This window comes from Hyphomicrobium sp. (genome assembly GCF_003987855.1).
Classification (GTDB): domain Bacteria; phylum Pseudomonadota; class Alphaproteobacteria; order Rhizobiales; family Hyphomicrobiaceae; genus Hyphomicrobium_B.
The window spans coordinates 1-17,076 of the sequence record NZ_RXIZ01000015.1 but is presented as its reverse complement, the minus strand read 5'-3'; the positions used below and the strand labels follow the sequence as shown (position 1 = coordinate 17,076).

20 protein-coding genes are annotated in these 17,076 nt (G+C 56.3%); 13 read left to right on the top strand and 7 right to left on the bottom strand.

The window, feature by feature from the left end; genetic code table 11:
• Positions 1-9: 9 nt before the first annotated feature.
• From EKK30_RS13050 to EKK30_RS13040, 3 genes are all read left to right on the top strand, one after another.
• Positions 10-729: an SDR family oxidoreductase gene (locus tag EKK30_RS13050; protein ID WP_290985810.1), complete on the top strand. Its 720-nt coding sequence runs from the start codon at positions 10-12 to the stop codon at positions 727-729.
• Positions 730-802: 73 nt separating this feature from the next.
• Positions 803-1,225, top strand: coding sequence for a cupin domain-containing protein (locus EKK30_RS13045; RefSeq protein ID WP_290985807.1), 423 nt, complete (start codon positions 803-805; stop codon positions 1,223-1,225).
• An 8-nt stretch (positions 1,226-1,233) separates the two neighbouring features.
• The gene (locus EKK30_RS13040) at positions 1,234-2,160 is read left to right on the top strand and encodes an NADP-dependent oxidoreductase (protein ID WP_290985805.1); all 927 of its coding nucleotides are present in this window, start codon (positions 1,234-1,236) and stop codon (positions 2,158-2,160) included.
• A 637-nt stretch (positions 2,161-2,797) separates the two neighbouring features.
• Here EKK30_RS13040 and EKK30_RS13035 read toward each other — a convergent pair.
• The 3 genes from EKK30_RS13035 to EKK30_RS13025 all read right to left on the bottom strand — a co-directional run bounded on the left by EKK30_RS13035 (position 2,798) and on the right by EKK30_RS13025 (position 4,967).
• Entirely contained in the window at positions 2,798-3,229 is a 432-nt protein-coding gene (locus EKK30_RS13035; RefSeq protein ID WP_290985802.1) for a hypothetical protein, read from the bottom strand.
• A 411-nt stretch (positions 3,230-3,640) separates the two neighbouring features.
• Entirely contained in the window at positions 3,641-4,096 is a 456-nt protein-coding gene (locus EKK30_RS13030; protein ID WP_290985799.1) for an Hsp20 family protein, read from the bottom strand.
• 376 nt (positions 4,097-4,472) lie between these two features.
• A complete protein-coding gene (locus EKK30_RS13025) occupies positions 4,473-4,967 on the bottom strand; it encodes an Hsp20/alpha crystallin family protein (protein WP_290985797.1) in 495 nt (164 codons plus the stop codon).
• A gap of 279 nt (positions 4,968-5,246) precedes the next feature.
• On the opposite strand from EKK30_RS13025, the gene groES reads away from it, so the two are divergent.
• Positions 5,247-5,564, top strand: coding sequence for a co-chaperone GroES (groES, locus tag EKK30_RS13020; RefSeq protein ID WP_290985794.1), 318 nt, complete (start codon positions 5,247-5,249; stop codon positions 5,562-5,564).
• A 104-nt stretch (positions 5,565-5,668) separates the two neighbouring features.
• Positions 5,669-7,291, top strand: a complete 1,623-nt coding sequence (gene groL, locus EKK30_RS13015) for a chaperonin GroEL (RefSeq protein ID WP_290985791.1) — start codon at positions 5,669-5,671, stop codon at positions 7,289-7,291.
• Between the two features lie 53 nt (positions 7,292-7,344).
• Here groL and EKK30_RS18165 read toward each other — a convergent pair whose 3' ends face one another.
• Genes EKK30_RS18165 through EKK30_RS13000 form a run of 4 tightly spaced genes read right to left on the bottom strand, consistent with a single transcriptional unit; the run spans position 7,345 to position 10,575 of the window.
• Positions 7,345-7,749, bottom strand: a complete 405-nt coding sequence (locus tag EKK30_RS18165; protein WP_366927353.1) for a tyrosine-type recombinase/integrase — start codon at positions 7,747-7,749, stop codon at positions 7,345-7,347.
• A 32-nt stretch (positions 7,750-7,781) separates the two neighbouring features.
• Complete coding sequence (locus tag EKK30_RS13010; RefSeq protein ID WP_290985788.1) at positions 7,782-9,356, bottom strand: M12 family metallo-peptidase; 1,575 nt, start codon at positions 9,354-9,356, stop codon at positions 7,782-7,784.
• A gap of 9 nt (positions 9,357-9,365) precedes the next feature.
• Entirely contained in the window at positions 9,366-9,935 is a 570-nt protein-coding gene (locus tag EKK30_RS13005) for a cytochrome P460 family protein (RefSeq protein ID WP_290985785.1), read from the bottom strand.
• Positions 9,936-9,975: 40 nt separating this feature from the next.
• Positions 9,976-10,575, bottom strand: coding sequence for a cytochrome P460 family protein (locus EKK30_RS13000; protein WP_290985782.1), 600 nt, complete (start codon positions 10,573-10,575; stop codon positions 9,976-9,978).
• Between the two features lie 398 nt (positions 10,576-10,973).
• Here EKK30_RS13000 and msrB point away from each other — a divergent pair, with 398 nt between their 5' ends.
• The 8 genes from msrB (at position 10,974) to EKK30_RS12960 (ending at position 16,929) form a co-directional block, all read left to right on the top strand.
• Positions 10,974-11,423, top strand: coding sequence for a peptide-methionine (R)-S-oxide reductase MsrB (msrB, locus tag EKK30_RS12995; protein ID WP_290985779.1), 450 nt, complete (start codon positions 10,974-10,976; stop codon positions 11,421-11,423).
• Positions 11,420-11,926 carry a peptide-methionine (S)-S-oxide reductase MsrA gene (gene msrA, locus EKK30_RS12990; RefSeq protein WP_290985776.1) on the top strand — a complete coding sequence of 169 codons (507 nt, stop codon included), beginning with the start codon at positions 11,420-11,422 and terminating at the stop codon, positions 11,924-11,926. The genes msrB and msrA overlap by 4 nt, the downstream gene beginning before the upstream one ends.
• A gap of 351 nt (positions 11,927-12,277) precedes the next feature.
• Positions 12,278-13,219, top strand: coding sequence for an AraC family transcriptional regulator (locus EKK30_RS12985; protein WP_290985773.1), 942 nt, complete (start codon positions 12,278-12,280; stop codon positions 13,217-13,219).
• Between the two features lie 163 nt (positions 13,220-13,382).
• The gene (locus tag EKK30_RS12980; RefSeq protein WP_290985771.1) at positions 13,383-13,655 is read left to right on the top strand and encodes a hypothetical protein; all 273 of its coding nucleotides are present in this window, start codon (positions 13,383-13,385) and stop codon (positions 13,653-13,655) included.
• 389 nt (positions 13,656-14,044) lie between these two features.
• Positions 14,045-14,533 carry a DUF417 family protein gene (locus EKK30_RS12975; protein WP_290985768.1) on the top strand — a complete coding sequence of 163 codons (489 nt, stop codon included), beginning with the start codon at positions 14,045-14,047 and terminating at the stop codon, positions 14,531-14,533.
• Positions 14,534-14,568: 35 nt separating this feature from the next.
• Complete coding sequence (locus EKK30_RS12970; RefSeq protein ID WP_290985766.1) at positions 14,569-15,507, top strand: alpha/beta hydrolase; 939 nt, start codon at positions 14,569-14,571, stop codon at positions 15,505-15,507.
• 52 nt (positions 15,508-15,559) lie between these two features.
• Positions 15,560-16,171, top strand: coding sequence for a sulfite oxidase-like oxidoreductase (locus EKK30_RS12965; protein ID WP_290986522.1), 612 nt, complete (start codon positions 15,560-15,562; stop codon positions 16,169-16,171).
• Positions 16,168-16,929, top strand: coding sequence for a ferredoxin reductase (locus EKK30_RS12960; protein WP_290985763.1), 762 nt, complete (start codon positions 16,168-16,170; stop codon positions 16,927-16,929). Before EKK30_RS12965 ends, EKK30_RS12960 begins: the two co-directional genes overlap by 4 nt.
• The last annotated feature ends 147 nt before the right edge of the window (positions 16,930-17,076 follow it).

The window sequence follows — 17,076 nt, the reverse complement described above, 5'->3', positions numbered from 1 at the left end:
GTTAGTCTGATGACCAAACGCACGTTCCTAGTCACCGGCGCTAGTAAAGGAATCGGACGGGCGCTATCACACAGGCTCGCAGATGCCGGTCACCACGTCGTCGGAGTTGCCCGGAGTAAAGATGCGAGCTTCCCGGGAACGTTAGTGCCGATCGACCTCAACGACGACCGGGCGTCGAACGAGGCGTTCGTCGATCTCGCTCGCCGCCATGAGTTCGACGGCGTCGTCAACAACGTTGGTCTGGTCAGACTCCATTCGGTCGGCGAGATTGATCTGCGCGATGTGGACGATATGCTCCGCGTCAACGTGCATTCCACAATCCAGACGGTACAGGCCATTCTGCCAACCCTGAAAGCGAAAGGGTGGGGCCGCGTGGTCAATGTTAGCAGTCTAGTGACGGTCGGCATTGCACTGCGTAGCGGCTATGCGGCCGCCAAGGGCGCCGTTAACAGCCTCACGCGTACGTGGGCGATCGAACTCGCCCAGTCTGGCATCACGGTAAATGCAGTAGCACCGGGCCCAATTGAGACCGATATGTTCCGCAGCAACGTCCCGGTCGGAAGCGAGGCCGAAGAGCGCTTTCTCTCGTTGGTCCCGATGCGGCGCCTTGGAAGACCGGAAGAGATCGCAGCGGCCATCGCCTTCCTGCTTTCGGAGGAAGCCGGCTTCATCACTGGCCAAATTCTCTTCGTCGACGGCGGTGGTTCGATCGGCAGAACTTCTGCCTAACTTAATTAATCGTCGCAAAGCACACCAACCGACGAGAGCTCAACGCAAAGAGGACTAGAAAGGAGACAACGTCATGCGAAACAGAATTGCTATTCTTGCAACCGCTGGGGCTTTTAGTACTGCCGCTGTATGGAACAGCTTACCCATTGCCGCCCATGAGACGGGCGACGAAACCGTGCATCCCGTGATCTCGGCCAAATTGCCGAATGTGCCGGGCAAAAACCTTACAGCGGCACTGGTGACATATCCGCCAGGCGGGAAGTCCTCGAAGCATCGCCACGCTGGAAGTGTATTTGCCTACGTTGTATCCGGCGCCATACGCTCAGAGAACTCGGCGACCGGCCCCGCGAAAGTCTACAAAGCTGGCGAGTCATTCTTCGAGCCGCCCGGAAGTGAGCATCTCGTAAGTGAGAATGCCAGCGCAACTGAACCGGCGAGCCTGCTTGCGGTGTTCGTCGCCGACGACGGCGCAACCCTGACAACACCTGATAAGTGAGGCGCGGGATGAGAGCAAATCGGATCCACCGCTTCGGACCGCCGGAAGTCATTACGCTCGAGGACGTCGAACAGCCTGTCCCCGGCGAGGGCGAAGTGCTGATCCGCGTCAAAGCGAGCGGCGTGGGGCCATGGGACGGGTGGATCCGCGAAGGAAAAAGTGTCCTGCCTCAGCCATTGCCTCTGACGCTAGGGTCGGACGTTTCGGGCGTCGTAGTGGCACTCGGAGCCGGGGTTGAGCGCATCAAAGTCGGCGACGAAATCTTTGGGGTGACCAACCCTCGATTCACCGGCGCTAACGCAGAATATGCGTTAGCATCGGCCAAGATGATCGCGCCAAAACCAGAAGGGATTACCCACGTCGAAGCAGCGTCTGTACCGGTCGTTGCGGTAACAGCCTCGCAATTGCTGTTTGACCATGGCCAAGTGCGCGCCAACCAAACGGTGCTTATTCTAGGCGCAGCCGGCAATGTCGGAAGCTATGCGGTTCAATTAGCCCACGCCGCAGGGGCCCACGTCATTGCAAGCGCAGCAAGAGATCGGAGTGACTATGTCCGAAATCTCGGCGCAGCGCGTGTGTTTGATGGCCGAGCACATGGTTTGCCTGCCGACGTTAAAGACGTTGATGTACTTATCGATGCAGCCGGCGGCCAGATTCAAGCGCAGGCGATGAAAGCCGTCAGGAAGGATGGTGTTACGATCTCAGCGGTATCGCGACCTGATCAGGATGAAGCAAATCGTCTTGGTATCAAAGCAAGCTTCATGCTCGTGGAAGTCACATCAGGGGCATTGACGTCGATCGCGAAAATGCTCGAGAAAAAGGACCTGATGACGAATGTGGGCACGGTTCTCGGTCTGGCAGAGCTTCGCCGAGCACATGAAATGATCGGTTTGGAGCGCGCGCCAATTGGAAAGATCGTCATCGAGAGCGCCTGACCAAGAGTCTTCTTCCGGCGGACGGTTGCTCGATCCGACGAGTAACCGCTTGAAGCGGCGTCAGTCCGACATGTTTAAGCGATTCGAACCTCTCAAGCTTATGAGTCAGGATAGCGTCCGAATCTTCCTACGACCCTTCATGTCCCCCTGCACAATCCTCGCATCCACGTAGTGACCGCGAAGGGCTGCCCAAAGGTCCCGTGCAGCGATTTGAAGATCGTGAGTGGGATTTCCGTATGCCACGTAACTGACCTGACCGCTCGGTTTTTACCCGGAAGATGGGCTTTTTCTTGATGGCCTGGTCAGCAACGGAACGCGATCCCAAGAGGTCAGCGAACCATCCGTTTGCGTCGTAGGTTATGACGTCAACTCCAAAAGTAAATCTTAATCTGTACCTCATTTGGATTGTACAGACATGGGTCGCGAAGCTTTTGTCCGACGAGGAGCTAGGCACCCAATCGGGATGTCGCACGTACGCGATCGCCAGTCGCGCATCGGAAGAACGTACGCGGTAGCGCGGGACCCAAAGGAGTCATCAAGGGCAACGGCCATTGGCGTAAAAAGCCGACACAGATGCTCAGGTCCATTGAATTCGCTTGCCTCTCTCTTCGAGAGGCAAGCGTTCTTACATCTCTCGTTAGAATCGTGCGGGGTCAATAACCCCCATTGACGCCATGCCTTTCACAGCCGGATACCGCGCTGTTGCGGCACTCGCCTCAGATTGGGCCCGCTCCCGCGTCTGCAAACGCTCGGCAATTTCGGTTACGATACCGCATGCTGCTGACATCTGGGCGGCCGGCCCTTGCAGCTCATGAGGCGCATTCGCGAGAATGTAAGGGACGTCGAAGGTCTTTAACTCAGCGCAAAGATCAAACGCTTCATTGTGCAGTCCCTTGTCGATCACCGCGGCGTCGAAGGTCTCACGCTCAATGAGCGAAAAAGCCGAGATGATGTTAGTCGCCGTAACAGCCCTAGCGCCACGTTCGGTGAGCGCCACCTCGAGCGCAAACGGTACTAGTAGAGACCCTTTGACGACGAGAATTTTTTTGCCAGAAAGATTGTTGCGCATGTTTTTCCTCTCGTTCTGATCAGGACGAAGAAGATCTCATGAATGCTGACGCCGACGTTGTTGACGGCCAACCGCTGAGCGTCGTCGCGTGCCCACGAAAAACGCCGTAGGGCGGACGACGCGGTAGTCAAATCCGTGCGCTTCAGCGAAGGCTACGGCGGCGGCTAGGGATCTGAAAAAGCGAAAGTTGCCGGGCAGATCGAAGCCTGAGAGCCACGCACTCGATCGCTCGATCTCAAGGCCCCAACCTCTGCCGACCGGATAGATGCGGCAGGATGGGCGACCGGAAAGGCTGTCCAATCGACCATTAATGAGAACGCCGCTACCATCTGCTGCCGGTGGCAGAGTTTGTATTTCCATCTCGGGGCGGCTTAAAAGCGATATCGGGTGCATGATCGCCTCCGAGCTCACCTATGCAGCCCTGCGAAGCGAGGCCGATGTCCCCGCTCGGTCATCGCCGGCAATCGGAATGACTCGCGGCTTCATGCTCTCGGGCAACTCACGTCTCAGTGCGATAATAAGAAGCCCATTCTCGAGTTCTGCGCCAGTCACCTCCACATACGTGGCGAGATCGAACTCCCGAACGAACTGACGAAGGGCAAGTCCTCGATGAAGGAAGTTTTTCGCTTCCTCGTTTTTGCCCCGGCCTTTAACGATGAGACGGTTCTCGGCCTGAATGATCTCCAGATCATCGCGCGCAAAACCGGCGACCGCCATCACGATGCGGAAGTCATCAGGACCAATCTTCTCGATGTTATAGGGTGGATACCCGTTTGCTTCCCGCTCGGCGGCGTGAGCTAGAAGATCCGGCAGCTGGTCGAAGCCGATGCTCGAGCGGAACATTGGAGTAAAATCGAATGTCGCCATAGCTATCCTCCTTTGCGAAGCGACAACCAAAGCAAAGGGAACGGCCTTAAAGCTCCGTTCCGATCGGCGATTTAGGATCGAGCAAAAGGGCGTCAAGAGGTCGGCAAATTTTTTCCGGAAAGCCTCTCGGGGCGCCACCAGTGACTTTCCTGCCCATTTAGCAAAGTTGCGCCGGTCCACATTGATAAGCTGCCGCGCTCATATTCGAGCGCCTGGAGTGGCAATCGAAATACAAAGGGTCCCCACGGGGGGCCCTCGATCGGTACTCAGACAAGAACGACGGACGCCAGAAAGATCACCGTCGCGAGCAACGCGCTTATGATGGCGGCCCACTCGGAAACATTCGGATACATCCCTTACATCCGATCTCGGTGCCCTAAGCGGCCTTGACTTCAATGCGCTTCACCTCAGCCTTGGCCTCGGCAGGCTTAGGCACGCGGACCGTCAAGACGCCCTTTTTGTACGTCGCGTCGATGTTTCCATCCTTCACCTCGAAGGGAAGCCTAAGCGAGCGCGAAAAAGAGCCAAAGCGGCGCTCTCTATAGCACGAGCCGCCATTGCTTTCCTCATGCTCGCTTTTCTTCTCGTCCTTGATTATCAAGAGATCGTCGGTCAGCGTGACGTCGAAATCTTTCTCATCGAGGCCGGATAATTCGGCGGTGATCACGACGTCCTTGTCGGTCTCTGTAGCATCGATCGTAGGGGTGATCGAAACACTTCCAGACCGAAGCGTCGGCACTCCGAAGTCTGAGAAGAAGTTGTCGAACATCCGGTCCACGTCACGGCGAAACGCAGTGAACGGATCATAAGCGTCATCCCTGATTGCGGGTTCGGGTCTTTCGCGCCAGGGCACCAGAGATCCAAGTTTCATCTTAGGAACCTCCTCGCGATTGGTTTCGAAATGCAGTGATGTCCTAAATTTTTCGAATCAGGCGGCGTGTCCACGGGAGCGGTTTCGCCGCCTAGCGTGCGAATTAGAATGGCGCTTCCGTTCGTCAAGATACGTGCGCCGGGGCTCGGCAAATTTTTTGGCAGTCGGCTCTTGACAGTGCCAATCGACTTCATAAAATTTTCGTGCGCGGGCGCTCCTGAAGGAGGTCCGCCACGTCAAAAACTCTTCATGGTTAGGGCAAAAAAGGAGGTTAGACCCATGTCGTTTCGCCCCCTGCATGACCGTGTCGTGGTCCGCCGCATTGACGCCGACGAGAAGACGGCAGGCGGCATCATCATCCCGGATACGGCCAAGGAAAAACCGCAGCAAGGCGAGGTTGTCGCCGTCGGTTCTGGTGCGCGTGATGAGAGCGGCAAAATCAATCCGCTCGATGTCAAGCCTGGCGACCGCGTACTGTTCGGAAAGTGGTCGGGCACCGAAGTCAAGATCGACGGCGAAGAGCTGTTGATCATGAAAGAAAGCGACATCCTCGGCGTCCTCGACGGGTCTGCAAAAAACCTGCGCGCCGCGGCTTAGGTCGCTTCGTAAGAGCCTTTTTCAATTTCCATTCGGCTGGTGCTTGAGGCGCCCGGCAGAGTGCCGTGCCGCGCTCTCGACAGCCTATGTCCGGAGACCGAAAGATGTCTGCCAAGGAAGTCAAATTCTCAAGCGACGCGCGCGAGCGGATGCTGCGTGGCGTCGATATTCTCGCCGATGCCGTCAAGGTGACACTCGGACCTAAAGGCCGCAATGTCGTCATCGAGAAAAGCTTCGGCGCGCCACGCGTCACCAAGGACGGTGTGACGGTCGCTAAGGAAATCGAACTGAGTGACAAATTCGAAAACATGGGCGCGCAGATGCTGCGTGAGGTGGCGAGCAAGACAGCTGACCTCGCCGGTGACGGCACGACGACGGCCACCGTGCTGGCCCAAGCGATTGTCCGCGAAGGGGCCAAGTCCGTTGCCGCCGGTGCCAACCCGATGGATCTGAAACGCGGCATAGACCTCGCTGTTGAATCGGTCGTACGCGAACTCAAAGCGAACTCGAAAAAGGTGACGGCGAACGAGGAGATCGCCCAGGTCGGCACGGTCTCTGCAAACGGTGACCGCGAAGTTGGCCGCATGATCGCGGAAGCTATGAAGAAGGTTGGGAATGAGGGTGTCATTACGGTCGAGGAAGCCAAGGGTCTCGATACCGAACTTGAGGTCGTCGAAGGTATGCAGTTCGACCGCGGCTACACCTCGCCTTACTTCGTCACCAATTCTGAAAAGATGACGGTCGAGCTCGAAGACCCATATGTCTTAATTCACGAGAAGAAGCTATCTGGCTTGCAGCCCTTGCTCCCCGTTCTTGAAGGCGTCGTGCAGTCTGGCAAGCCCCTAGTGATCATCGCCGAGGATGTCGAAGGCGAGGCGTTGGCAACCCTCGTCGTCAACAAGCTGCGCGGCGGCCTCAAAGTTGCCGCCGTGAAAGCCCCGGGCTTTGGTGATCGCCGCAAGGCCATGCTTGAAGATATCGCCGTTCTGACCGGCGGTACGGTGATTTCGGAAGATCTCGGCATCAAGCTCGAGAATGTAACGCTCAACATGCTCGGCCGTGCCAAGAAGGTGGAGATTGATAAAGATAACACGACGATCGTCGATGGCGCGGGAAGCAAGTCCGAGATCGATGCCCGTGTAAAGCAGATCAAGCAGCAGATTGAGGAAACCACATCCGACTACGATCGTGAGAAGCTTCAAGAGCGTTTAGCCAAACTCGCGGGTGGCGTGGCTGTGATCAAGGTCGGCGGCGCGACCGAAGTCGAAGTCAAGGAGCGGAAAGACCGTGTGGATGACGCGCTGCATGCGACGCGTGCAGCAGTCGAGGAAGGCGTTCTCCCGGGCGGCGGCGTCGCTTTGCTGCGCGCCATCAAAGCGCTGGATGCGCTGACTATCGGCAACGAAGATCAACGTGTCGGCGTCAATATTGTGCGCCGGGCGCTTCAAGCACCGGTTCGTCAAATTGCAGCGAACGCGGGAGAGGATGGATCCGTTATCGCAGGGAAGATCATCGACAACTCCACTTACGCCTGGGGATATGACGCGCAGGCTGGCGAGTACGGCGATCTCCTTGCGAAAGGTGTCATCGATCCGACAAAGGTCGTGCGAACCGCGTTGCAGGATGCAGCCTCGGTGGCCAGCCTGCTGATCACCACTGAAGCTATGATCGCCGAGAAGCCGAAGGCGCCCGCAGCTCCGGCCGCGGCCGCCGGCATGGATTTCTAGGGAGGAGCAAGAAGGGGGCCGCTATGGTTCGAAGGTGGCCTCCTCTAACACACTTAGTGCTTACTTTTTTCGCGCGGAGCGCGGATTGGCTCTCTCGAACTCTTGCCGCGGGTACCGGCGAGTTTCTTTTGATCAGCCGCGCGCGTGTAAATCTCCGCTTCTTTGATCGACTTCCGACCAAACCACGCCACGAGTTGGTGAGAAGTCGCGCCCGCTTCTGCCAGAGCGGTCGCCGCGAGCTTTCGCGGTCCATGTGCTGAGCACTGTTTCAGTTCTGCCTTGTCGCATCGCTCGCGGAACCAGATACCGAAGCCGGCATCGGTGAAAGGTTTGCCGTAGTCGGTGACGAGGAATGTGAGATCCCCTCTGGGACTTGCCTCTATCCACCGCCTGAAGGGCTGGTGGCATCGGTAGTTCGAGAGTCTGAGGATAGCGCTCGCGGCCTTTGTGAGGGGCAAAGCGCAACACGACGCTGCCGGTTTGGAGTCGCTCAACGAAAACTTGCCACGCGAAGGGCCGACCTCTCGATTACGCGAGCATTATTTGCGAGTAGATCGCCTGCCGGAACGCTGCCGACTTTCACTGATGGATTTGACCATAGAGGAAGGCGCGGGCACCCGCCGCAGTCCTCGCCATAACTCATAATTGTCCGCCACTTGTTGCCAAAGATGTACCCGTGACCATAGCTGTACGGCATCGTGTCGTTATCGAGCGCAACGTCGTGACGCGCACCTAGGATGTGACCAATTTCGTGTGCCAGCGAGTAAGTAGTCGCGGCACATTCGTAATGGACAACGGCAAAGGCACGCTCCGCATCCGACGCGACACCGGCCGCCAGCCCGCACCCGTTCGCGTCATCGACGATGAGCACCACGATATCCGCGTGGTACTTGTTTCGAAGATCGTGGACTTCATCCATGTAGCCATCGCCTTTATCGGCGAGGCGAAAGACGTGATCAAAATGAGTGCCGGATTCGATGTAGCCCGTACGATACGTATGCACGAGGCGTAGCTGTACATTTCTGGCGCCACTGTTGATAAACGACTGATTGGTTTCCTCGATCGCGAGGTCGATGAGTTCATATTTGATGTCGATGTAGTGAGCGGCCGCCTTGGCGGTGTAAGCGACCATCACATCGATGGTCACCCGAGGCAACGATTTCTCCGTCGGCGAGGGCGGAGGCGTCACAAAGGCCAGTTCGATTTTGCCTCCGCTCGTCTCGGCATCTTTTAAATCGCTTTTGCGCAGAGCGGGCGGTCTAGGCAGCACGGGCGATTCAATCTCGTTCCTAATAGCTTTGGAAGCGGAATCGGGCATGGAATCCATCGAGCCCATCGCCGGATGCTCGGCCGGCATCATTTTAGGATCGATTTCTACAATCGCGAATTTGCCCGCTCCTAAATCACGAAAAACATACTGATGGCGTTGCCAATAGACTTGGCCGGAAAGCTTGGAGGGAGTTCGCCATATAAGCGTGACCGGTTCTCCAGTTGGATCGATGACGCCATGCCACACATACCCCCCGTCGATGAGACGAACGGATAGCTGTTTTGCTCGGACCCTGAGATCTTTGCGCAGCGCTATCGCCAGGATGTAGGGCGCCTTACCTGTCCCTCCTGCGGTGAGGAGGTATTCCATGATCTCAGGTATCGGCAGGATCACGACACACCAATCGACCATGGCCGTCGAATTTTTCGCGTCGGACAGCATCGATGACTGGCCGGCACTCATGTGATCATGCGAGGTCGGCAGCGTTGCCTCGCTGCCTTCCGCTGCAACGTTTGAAAACGTGAGCCCCAGCCGCCCAAGCCTTGCTTCAATCCAGGGCAGTTTAGCGACCGGAACACGCCAGACTTCCGATTTCGACAATGGAAGCTGACGGAAAAATACACCGCCGCCCGGTCGTAGCGCTTTCGCGCGTGCCGCCGATAGTGCCTCCGCCGTTCCAGTTATCAAAATAACCTGCTCGCCGGCCACTGCTGCCTGGCTATGAGCCAGAGTTACGAATCCGGCGAGCGCGAGCCAAAGTATAATTCGTTTAAAATGGCGTGCTTCAGCTCGCACGGGATAGCCTTAGTTGTTGAGGGCCGGATAACCCGAAGAGTATATCCAGTCCGTGTCCTGGGCTGGAACGTGGCACCCCTTACAGTCGGCTTGATAATCCTTCGAGGTTGTTTTGTTCGGTTGACCGGCGTCGAACCACGACCATGCCCAGCCATCGCCCCACAGCTTATTTTCAGGATGGCTGTTGTTGGTCTCTTTGATCATCATGAACCAACCCTGAAGTTTGTCGACGTGGCTGACGAGCCCGGTCGTCATCTGATCGTTCTTCGTGGAGAAGACTTCTTTTACGAGCACCGTCCCATCAGGAAACTTCCCCGACTTCCGAAACGCTTCGATAGTGCCCGGCGATGCGTAGACATTATGCGCTTGTTTGCTGCCTTCGCCCGGCTGGTCGGCCGCAGGATTCCAGCTCCCTAGGTATTGATAAGTTTCCCTGTAATTTGATGGAATTTTCAGATTGCCTTCCGCGTCGATGAGTTGTTCCGCCGGCTTCGACTCTTGAGCATGCGTCAGCGTCGTCATGACGCCAGCAGCGACAATAAAGAGACCGGCTGCAGCTGCCGTATAGATCGCTTTCATGGTACACGTCCCTTAATATGCAACTTGCGCAAACCGGCGATCACTCATCGAGCAGTCGATAGAACTGAGTCCATACTTCATCCTTCTTCGCACTTTGCTGGTGGCAATAAGCGCATTCGCTGACTGGCTTCAGCTTTGCTGTCGGAGCTTTCGGTTCATGATGGTTGAAATTATAAAAGCCCCACCCGCCCGCATCGGCGTAGCGCTTGCTATCTTTCACGGTAACATCTGCGCCGTTGAACGCGCCAGGAAAGTAGCCTCGGCCTGATGGCTCGGTACGCGAACCATCGGGATTTTCCGCCGGCAGCGAAAGCTGAAGCTCTTTGAAGAGGATCGTTCCTTCAGGAAAGACTTTTGTCTTTTTGTAAATCTCGTATGAGCCTGGTTCGATGTAAACGTTGTGGTACTCAGGAAAGTTGGCGTGTCCGCCGTTGAGACCATTCGGTGTAATCGGCGACCCCACGAAAACCCACTCGCGGAAGTTTTTCGGCAAGATCAGATCGCCATCTGCCGTGTATTCAGGCAAATACCGAGATTTCGATGTTGGGGCATCCGTCGCACTTTGCCCATATGCGAAGATAGCCGTCAGCGAGACACTCAGTCCGACCGTTAGAGCGCTTGCGACGAGATGCGTTTTCATGAAATGCCCCTTTGACCTGCGGTGGCCGAGGCTTTGCGCGCAATCGCGTTTCAAACGAACCTCGGCGTGGACCAGTAGTACTTCAGGGTCCCCAACCAGGGGTCCGAAAATGGTTGCTGAGCGTCCTAAACCGCGTATCGCGCGGACCGGCACGCGGACTTCGCTCCGATTGAATTGGCTCTGAATTTGCTGGTATCGTGCCGGGATGCTGGCTGCGCGGATGAAAATAGCCGTCGAGGCGAGGACCCGAGATAAGAACAGTATGCTTGAGGGATGCCGTCTTTGACGAGGTACGGCTTGTGTAACAGAATCCGGTGTTCTTTCGTAATACGAGATCAAACGTCTCTATCGGAGTGGCTGTTTTGCCCCGATTGCTGGCGAAGAGAGGTGAAAGTCAAATGGAGCAGTACAAAAAAGACGACAGCGTCATCGCCAATCTGACGCCCGAACAGTATCGCGTTACCCAGGAGAACGGAACAGAGCGTCCGGGAACCGGCAAATATCTTAGCAATAAAGCGCCTGGCATCTACGTTGATATCGTTTCTGGTGAGCCGCTCTTTGCATCGTCTGATAAGTTCGAATCCGGTTGTGGGTGGCCTAGTTTCACAAAGCCGATCGTTTCGGCGAATGTAAACGAGCTGCAAGACACCTCGCTCGGAATGGTGCGCACGGAGGTCCGCTCCGCCCACGGCGATAGTCACCTTGGGCATGTTTTTCCCGATGGTCCCAAAGATCGCGGCGGCTTGCGCTATTGCATCAATTCGGCATCTCTTCGCTTCGTGCCTCGTGACGAAATGGAAGCGCAAGGATATGGTGCCTATCTCCATCAAGTGGAGGAAATACGATGAACCAAGAACGTGCGGTTCTTGCTGGGGGATGCTTCTGGGGGATGCAGGATCTCCTCCGCAAATACGATGGTGTGATTTCGACCCGAGTTGGCTATACGGGCGGCGATGTTCCCAACGCGACCTACCGCAACCACGGTACCCACGCCGAAGCGCTCGAAATAATCTTTGATGCTGACAAAGTCAGTTATCGCGACGTCCTTGAGTTTTTCTTCCAAATTCACGATCCGACAACATTGAACCGTCAGGGCAACGATCGAGGTCTCAGTTATCGCTCCGCGATCTTCTATGTGTCTCCGGATCAGAAGCGCATCGCCGAGCAGACCATTGCGGACATCAACGACTCGGGCATTTGGCCTGCAAAGGTTGTCACAGAGGTCGCGCCCGTTGGCGATTTCTGGGAAGCCGAGCCAGAGCACCAAGACTATTTGGAGCGGTACCCGGAAGGCTACACCTGCCATTTCGTTCGGCCGAATTGGAAGCTCGGACTCAAGAAGGCTGGCTGATCTCAAGTAATCCTTCTCGGCCGCAGCGCCTAAGCTCGTTATGTGTACGATGAGGTTCGCAGCTCGAAGGGTAATCCGCACTAAAGCCAAAAAACGGCCGCGAACTGCGCGGCCGTTTTCTGCATTGAAGATACGCGGCTTGTGCGTGTGCACGTGTCAAAACTGGGAACAGGTCATCGGGTTCAGGGCGCTGCGTATAGTCGGGGTTCAACGTCGGAGCCATCACTGAGCACTTCACGCTGTGAGGCTGGCTTGGTAGTCAGAAGGTGTCAAACAAAGCTATGCGCCAAGGGTAACTAAATGTCCGAACGTCCGAAGCCGTCCGTCGCAGCCCAGGATATTGATCAGTTGATGATCGGCATCGATGTTCAGATGGGTGGCCTCGCTCATTGCATAATCAATCCCGGCTGGCAGTTGGCGTTTACCGCCGGTCGAAAGACTGCAATCCACTATGTGGTGCGTGGTTATGGAACGATGAGGATAGCCGGTTTTCCACCGATCGACTTAACACCTCATTCAATGGTCATCGTACCCTCGATGTTGCCTGTACGTGTCGAAATCAGCCGGCCAGCGCCCTCGAACACAAAGCGCTTCGATGTAAGCGCGCTTGAGCAAGGAAAAGTGGACGAAATCGTTGCGGGGTCGGGGGGGCCTGAACTTGTCTTGATTTGCGGGTACTTTGAAACTTTATACGGGCAATCGATAGATATCTTCAGCACACTGATCGCTCCGTTTGCGGAGCAGTTTGATCCGGAGGATCGCATCGATCAAAGTCTCGCTGCAGTTCTGGATGAAACTGCTTCCGAACGCGTAGGCCGCGCTGCCATGATCGGATCGCTGCTCAAGCAAATCATCCTGGCTGTGCTGCGCAGATCGTTCGAGGAGCCCAAGCTCTGGACTCAGCGCTTTCCAATCATGAGTGATCCGCAAATTGCACGCGCCTTTGCGGCCATGATCGCCGATCCCTGCGAAAACCATACGACAAACACATTGGCACGGGTCGCGGGTCTCAGCCGCTCCGCATTTATGTCTCGGTTTTCTGAGGTACTGGGCGTGTCTCCGCTCGCTGCCCTAAGGGAACTGAGGATGCGTCGTGCAGCAAACCTTTTGGAGGCGAAAATGATGACCGTGGAGCAGGTCGCCAACGCTGTCGGCTATGTAAACCGTAGCAGCTTTTCACGCGCCTTCCGGGCGATCTACGGCGTCGATCCCACGGACTATCGAGCGGGCAGTCGACCTGCTGACGACACTTGGATAATGGAAGAGGAAAGCTCAGACGCCGACTCCCGATAATTGCCGATTCTAAAGTGGCTACTGGCGTTACTTCTCCTCATTCACATTTGGACGAATTGGCTCTCAATTCGGATTCCGAGACGGTGGCGACTTTATAGGGTAGCGCCGTGCGCGCGTGCGCGGGCGCACCGTCGAAGTTGCCAACAAAAACTCGGAGCCTTTTATGAAGCTAATTACATCTGTCATCATCGTAGGGGCGTTGACGCTGATTGCAGGTCCGGCCTCAGCCGAAAAGTATGATTGCGACAAAGGCTTCAAGGATCACATGATGAAGATGTCGATCTTTATCGATAAGACGAGCGGGTACGAACTCGCTGATGCCGTGCGTAGATCATACGATGCTTATACCGCCTGCAAAGCCGGCGATGGTTTTTCTCCTCACGGCGTGTGGGACGAAATAGAGCGACAGATGGCCGAAAAGGCGAAAGGCAAATAGGCGGGATAAGCATCGGTCCCCGCGTAAGCGGGGACCGATGATCGGACTTGATCGACTTCAAAACTCTTCGCCGCATCTAGTTATGACGGTCTCCCGCCGGCAAATCGCGATTGCGGCGTTTCAGTTCAAAAATGCAACAACAAACGGCTCCGGCTTATCGATTGCGGCGGTCGATCTCTGCGACTTCCTCCATCCGTTCCAATCGCCGAATTTCGGATCGTTACTCAGCAGACCCCCAAAAAGCGTAGCATCGGACCACGTGCACCCGAGCCTCTCGGAATGCGGAAGTGACGGTTTCGGAGATAGGACCTGATGAAAAATTTCGGAAGGCCGTATCCCCTGATGGCGGGCGACGACGCCCGGACCGAAAACTTTCAAGGAGATATGTTATGAACAACACCCAACAGGCTCGCTTCGCCGTCGCCGAACACAATTCCGGATCACTTTCTATCGTGGCCCCATTACGTTGGTCACTAGTCGTGATCTTCCTCTGGTTCGGTGGCATGAAGTTCTCGAACTACGAGGCGAATGCTATCGCTCCCTTCGTTGCGAACAGCCCAATTATGGGATGGATGCAGACGCTTTTTGGAATTCAGGGCACGAGTGATGTCATCGGAGTTCTCGAGTTGTCGACTGCTGTGGCTTTGATCGCTGGAGCATTCGTCCCCGTCCTCTCCGCCGTTGGCGCAGCAATGTCGATCGCGACCTATGTGATCACGTTGACCTTCTTCGCCAGCACGCCTGGGGTCTTCGAGGCCACGGCCGGCGGTTTCCCTGCCATTTCGGCGCTACCGGGACAGTTTCTTCTCAAGGATCTGGTCCTTTTGGCGGCATCAATTACTCTCCTTCTTGCCTCTCGGACCGCATCGTCCAAATGAACGCGGTGACGCAAAGCTTTGAGAGGATGAAGACGATGAGACTGAAATTTGCGGCGATCGGTATCGCCGCACTTTTCTTCGGCCAGCCGCTGACAGCCATTGCCGAGACGATGCCAACAACCTATCGCTACGAACACATCGACGGTGTCAAAATATTCTATCGCGAAGCCGGTCGGAGCGACGCACCAACAATTGTTTTATTGCACGGCTTTCCATCGTCTTCGCGTGAGTTCGATGCGCTCATCCCTCTCCTGGCGATGAACTACCATCTGGTTGCGCCTGATTTTCCTGGCTTCGGCCACAGCGACGCGCCGCCTCCAGCCGAATATGGATACACGTTCGATCATCTTGCGACGACGACGGATCATCTTCTGGAGAAGCTCCGACTGACAAGCTACGCGCTGTACATCCACGATTATGGAGCGCCGGTGGGCTTCCGGATCATGTTGGCCCACCCAGAAAGGGTGCAAGCTCTTATAGTCCAAAACGGGAATGTCTATCGCGAGGGACTCGGTCCTAAATGGGCAAAGATTGGGCAGTATTGGGCGAACCCTACGGCCCACCCGGAGGTCATCGATTCCTTTCTGTCCTTCGATGCAACGAAGCAGCGCCACGTCGCCGGAACATCGCATCCGGAACTTTACAATCCCGACACTTGGACTGACGAGTTCGCTCATCTTTCGGCACCTGGCCAAAGGGAAATCCAGGCCGCTCTTCTCTACGATTATCGCACAAACGTCGCGTCGTATCCTGCCTGGCAGGCTTGGCTTCGCGAACACAAACCGCCAACTCTGGTCGTCTGGGGGGCGAACGACCCTTCTTTTATCGCCGCTGGCGGCGAGGCGTTCAAACGCGATTTGCCCGATGCTGAAGTCCATCTCTTAGATGCAGGTCACTTCGCGATGGACGAAAAGAACGACGAGATCGCCGAACTTATACTTCGCTTCATGGCGACCGCACGGATTAATCGGTGATGGAAGCGTTTGATACGGCTTTACCGTCTGACGAGGAGTACACGCGTTGCATGTGACCAGAGGCTTCAAAGGGAAGCGTCGCGGCGGTTGGGATGATCGCTTTAGGTTGCCGCCGGGACAGTACCTAACACCAGAATTCCCTGTGCTAACCGCTGGCCCCTCTCAGCACACGCAGCTCGATCGCTGGAGCCTCGCCCTTCAGCATGGAGGATCGTTGCTCGGCAAATGGACATGGGACCAATTTGAGGCTCTCCCGCAAACTGAGTTGACCTCGGACATCCACTGCGTGACGAAATGGTCGAAATTCGATACACGCTGGCGGGGAGTAAAGATTGACGATCTGCTCCGCTCCGCTGGGTTGAGTTCTGCGCCGACGGGATTTCTCATGGCTCATTGCGACGGCGGATATACGACGAACTTGCTCGTCTCTGACTTGGTCGAAGCGCGCGCCATGATCGCGACGCACTTCGACGATCTGCCTCTTCTCCCATCTCACGGCGGCCCGGCGCGGCTCCTGGTGCCTCACCTTTATTTTTGGAAAAGTGCGAAGTGGGTGCGGCGCCTTGCCTTCCGAGAGAGCGACGCTCCAGGCTTCTGGGAATCGCGAGGCTATCATATGCGCGGTGATCCCTGGCGCGAACAACGCTACGAGGGCGACCAATGACCGGCGCGACCACCGCCGCCGTGCAGTGGCGACTCGCTACAGTGGTGGCAATCCGCGAAGAAACAAAGACGGTCAAGACGATCAGGTTCGATGTCCCCGGCTGGCCGGGCCATCTCGGCGGGCAGCATGTTGACCTGCGCTTGACTGCTGAAGATGGGTACGTCGCTCAGCGCAGCTATTCAATCGCTTCCGGCGCCGGGGTGCATCCGGTGATAGAGCTGACGGTCGATGCCATTCCAGATGGGGAGGTGTCAGGCTTTCTCCATGACGAGCTGCGCGTCGGTGACCAAATCGAGATACGTGGCCCTATCGGCGGCTACTTTGCATGGTCCGCCGCTCACGATTACGGATTGCTGCTCATTGCGGGCGGCTCGGGCATCGTTCCGCTCATGTCAATGCTGCGCTCCCGTACGTCGGCAGGAGCAACCAAGCCTGCTCGACTGCTTTATTCCTCGCGAGGCGTCGAGCAGATCATATATCGCTCTGAACTCGACCGTCTCGCATCGCAGTCCAATAACTTCACGCTAACCCATACATTGACACGTACTGTACCTCCTGCGTGGGACAGCGAGCGTGGAAGAATTGATCGGGAGATGCTAACCCGCAGACAGTTTTTTCCTGCGGGTAATCCTGACGTTTATGTCTGCGGCCCGACGACGTTCGTCGAAGAAATCGCCGAGCAACTCGTGGGGCTGGGTCACACCGAGAGCCGTATCCGGACGGAGCGGTTCGGTCCGACGGGCGAAACAAGGTTGTAAGAAAATCTAATCGTCAGCTATACGACTGCGCGCCTTCCCATAATCTAAACTACCGTCTGCGCTACCCTCAGCCGCCTTCGCCTCGAGGTTCCACGTTCCCTTCACCATCAAGTTTAGATTACCTTGGTTTCGCCGCCGTCGACGCGC

Excerpts from the sequence above, each read along its gene's own strand:
- msrA (WP_290985776.1), top strand. The coding sequence starts at position 11,420 with ATGAACCAAGAACGTGCGGTTCTTGCTGGGGGATGCTTCTGGGGGATG.
- EKK30_RS13045 (WP_290985807.1), top strand. The coding sequence starts at position 803 with ATGCGAAACAGAATTGCTATTCTTGCAACCGCTGGGGCTTTTAGTACT.
- groL (WP_290985791.1), top strand. The coding sequence starts at position 5,669 with ATGTCTGCCAAGGAAGTCAAATTCTCAAGCGACGCGCGCGAGCGGATG.
- EKK30_RS13050 (WP_290985810.1), top strand. The coding sequence starts at position 10 with ATGACCAAACGCACGTTCCTAGTCACCGGCGCTAGTAAAGGAATCGGA.
- EKK30_RS13035 (WP_290985802.1), bottom strand. The coding sequence starts at position 3,229 with ATGCGCAACAATCTTTCTGGCAAAAAAATTCTCGTCGTCAAAGGGTCT.
- EKK30_RS12985 (WP_290985773.1), top strand. The coding sequence starts at position 12,278 with ATGATCGGCATCGATGTTCAGATGGGTGGCCTCGCTCATTGCATAATC.
- EKK30_RS13000 (WP_290985782.1), bottom strand. The coding sequence starts at position 10,575 with ATGAAAACGCATCTCGTCGCAAGCGCTCTAACGGTCGGACTGAGTGTC.
- EKK30_RS13005 (WP_290985785.1), bottom strand. The coding sequence starts at position 9,935 with ATGAAAGCGATCTATACGGCAGCTGCAGCCGGTCTCTTTATTGTCGCT.
- EKK30_RS13025 (WP_290985797.1), bottom strand. The coding sequence starts at position 4,967 with ATGAAACTTGGATCTCTGGTGCCCTGGCGCGAAAGACCCGAACCCGCA.
- EKK30_RS12960 (WP_290985763.1), top strand. The coding sequence starts at position 16,168 with ATGACCGGCGCGACCACCGCCGCCGTGCAGTGGCGACTCGCTACAGTG.
- msrB (WP_290985779.1), top strand. The coding sequence starts at position 10,974 with ATGGAGCAGTACAAAAAAGACGACAGCGTCATCGCCAATCTGACGCCC.
- groES (WP_290985794.1), top strand. The coding sequence starts at position 5,247 with ATGTCGTTTCGCCCCCTGCATGACCGTGTCGTGGTCCGCCGCATTGAC.
- EKK30_RS13040 (WP_290985805.1), top strand. The coding sequence starts at position 1,234 with ATGAGAGCAAATCGGATCCACCGCTTCGGACCGCCGGAAGTCATTACG.
- EKK30_RS13030 (WP_290985799.1), bottom strand. The coding sequence starts at position 4,096 with ATGGCGACATTCGATTTTACTCCAATGTTCCGCTCGAGCATCGGCTTC.
- EKK30_RS12970 (WP_290985766.1), top strand. The coding sequence starts at position 14,569 with ATGAGACTGAAATTTGCGGCGATCGGTATCGCCGCACTTTTCTTCGGC.
- EKK30_RS12975 (WP_290985768.1), top strand. The coding sequence starts at position 14,045 with ATGAACAACACCCAACAGGCTCGCTTCGCCGTCGCCGAACACAATTCC.
- EKK30_RS12980 (WP_290985771.1), top strand. The coding sequence starts at position 13,383 with ATGAAGCTAATTACATCTGTCATCATCGTAGGGGCGTTGACGCTGATT.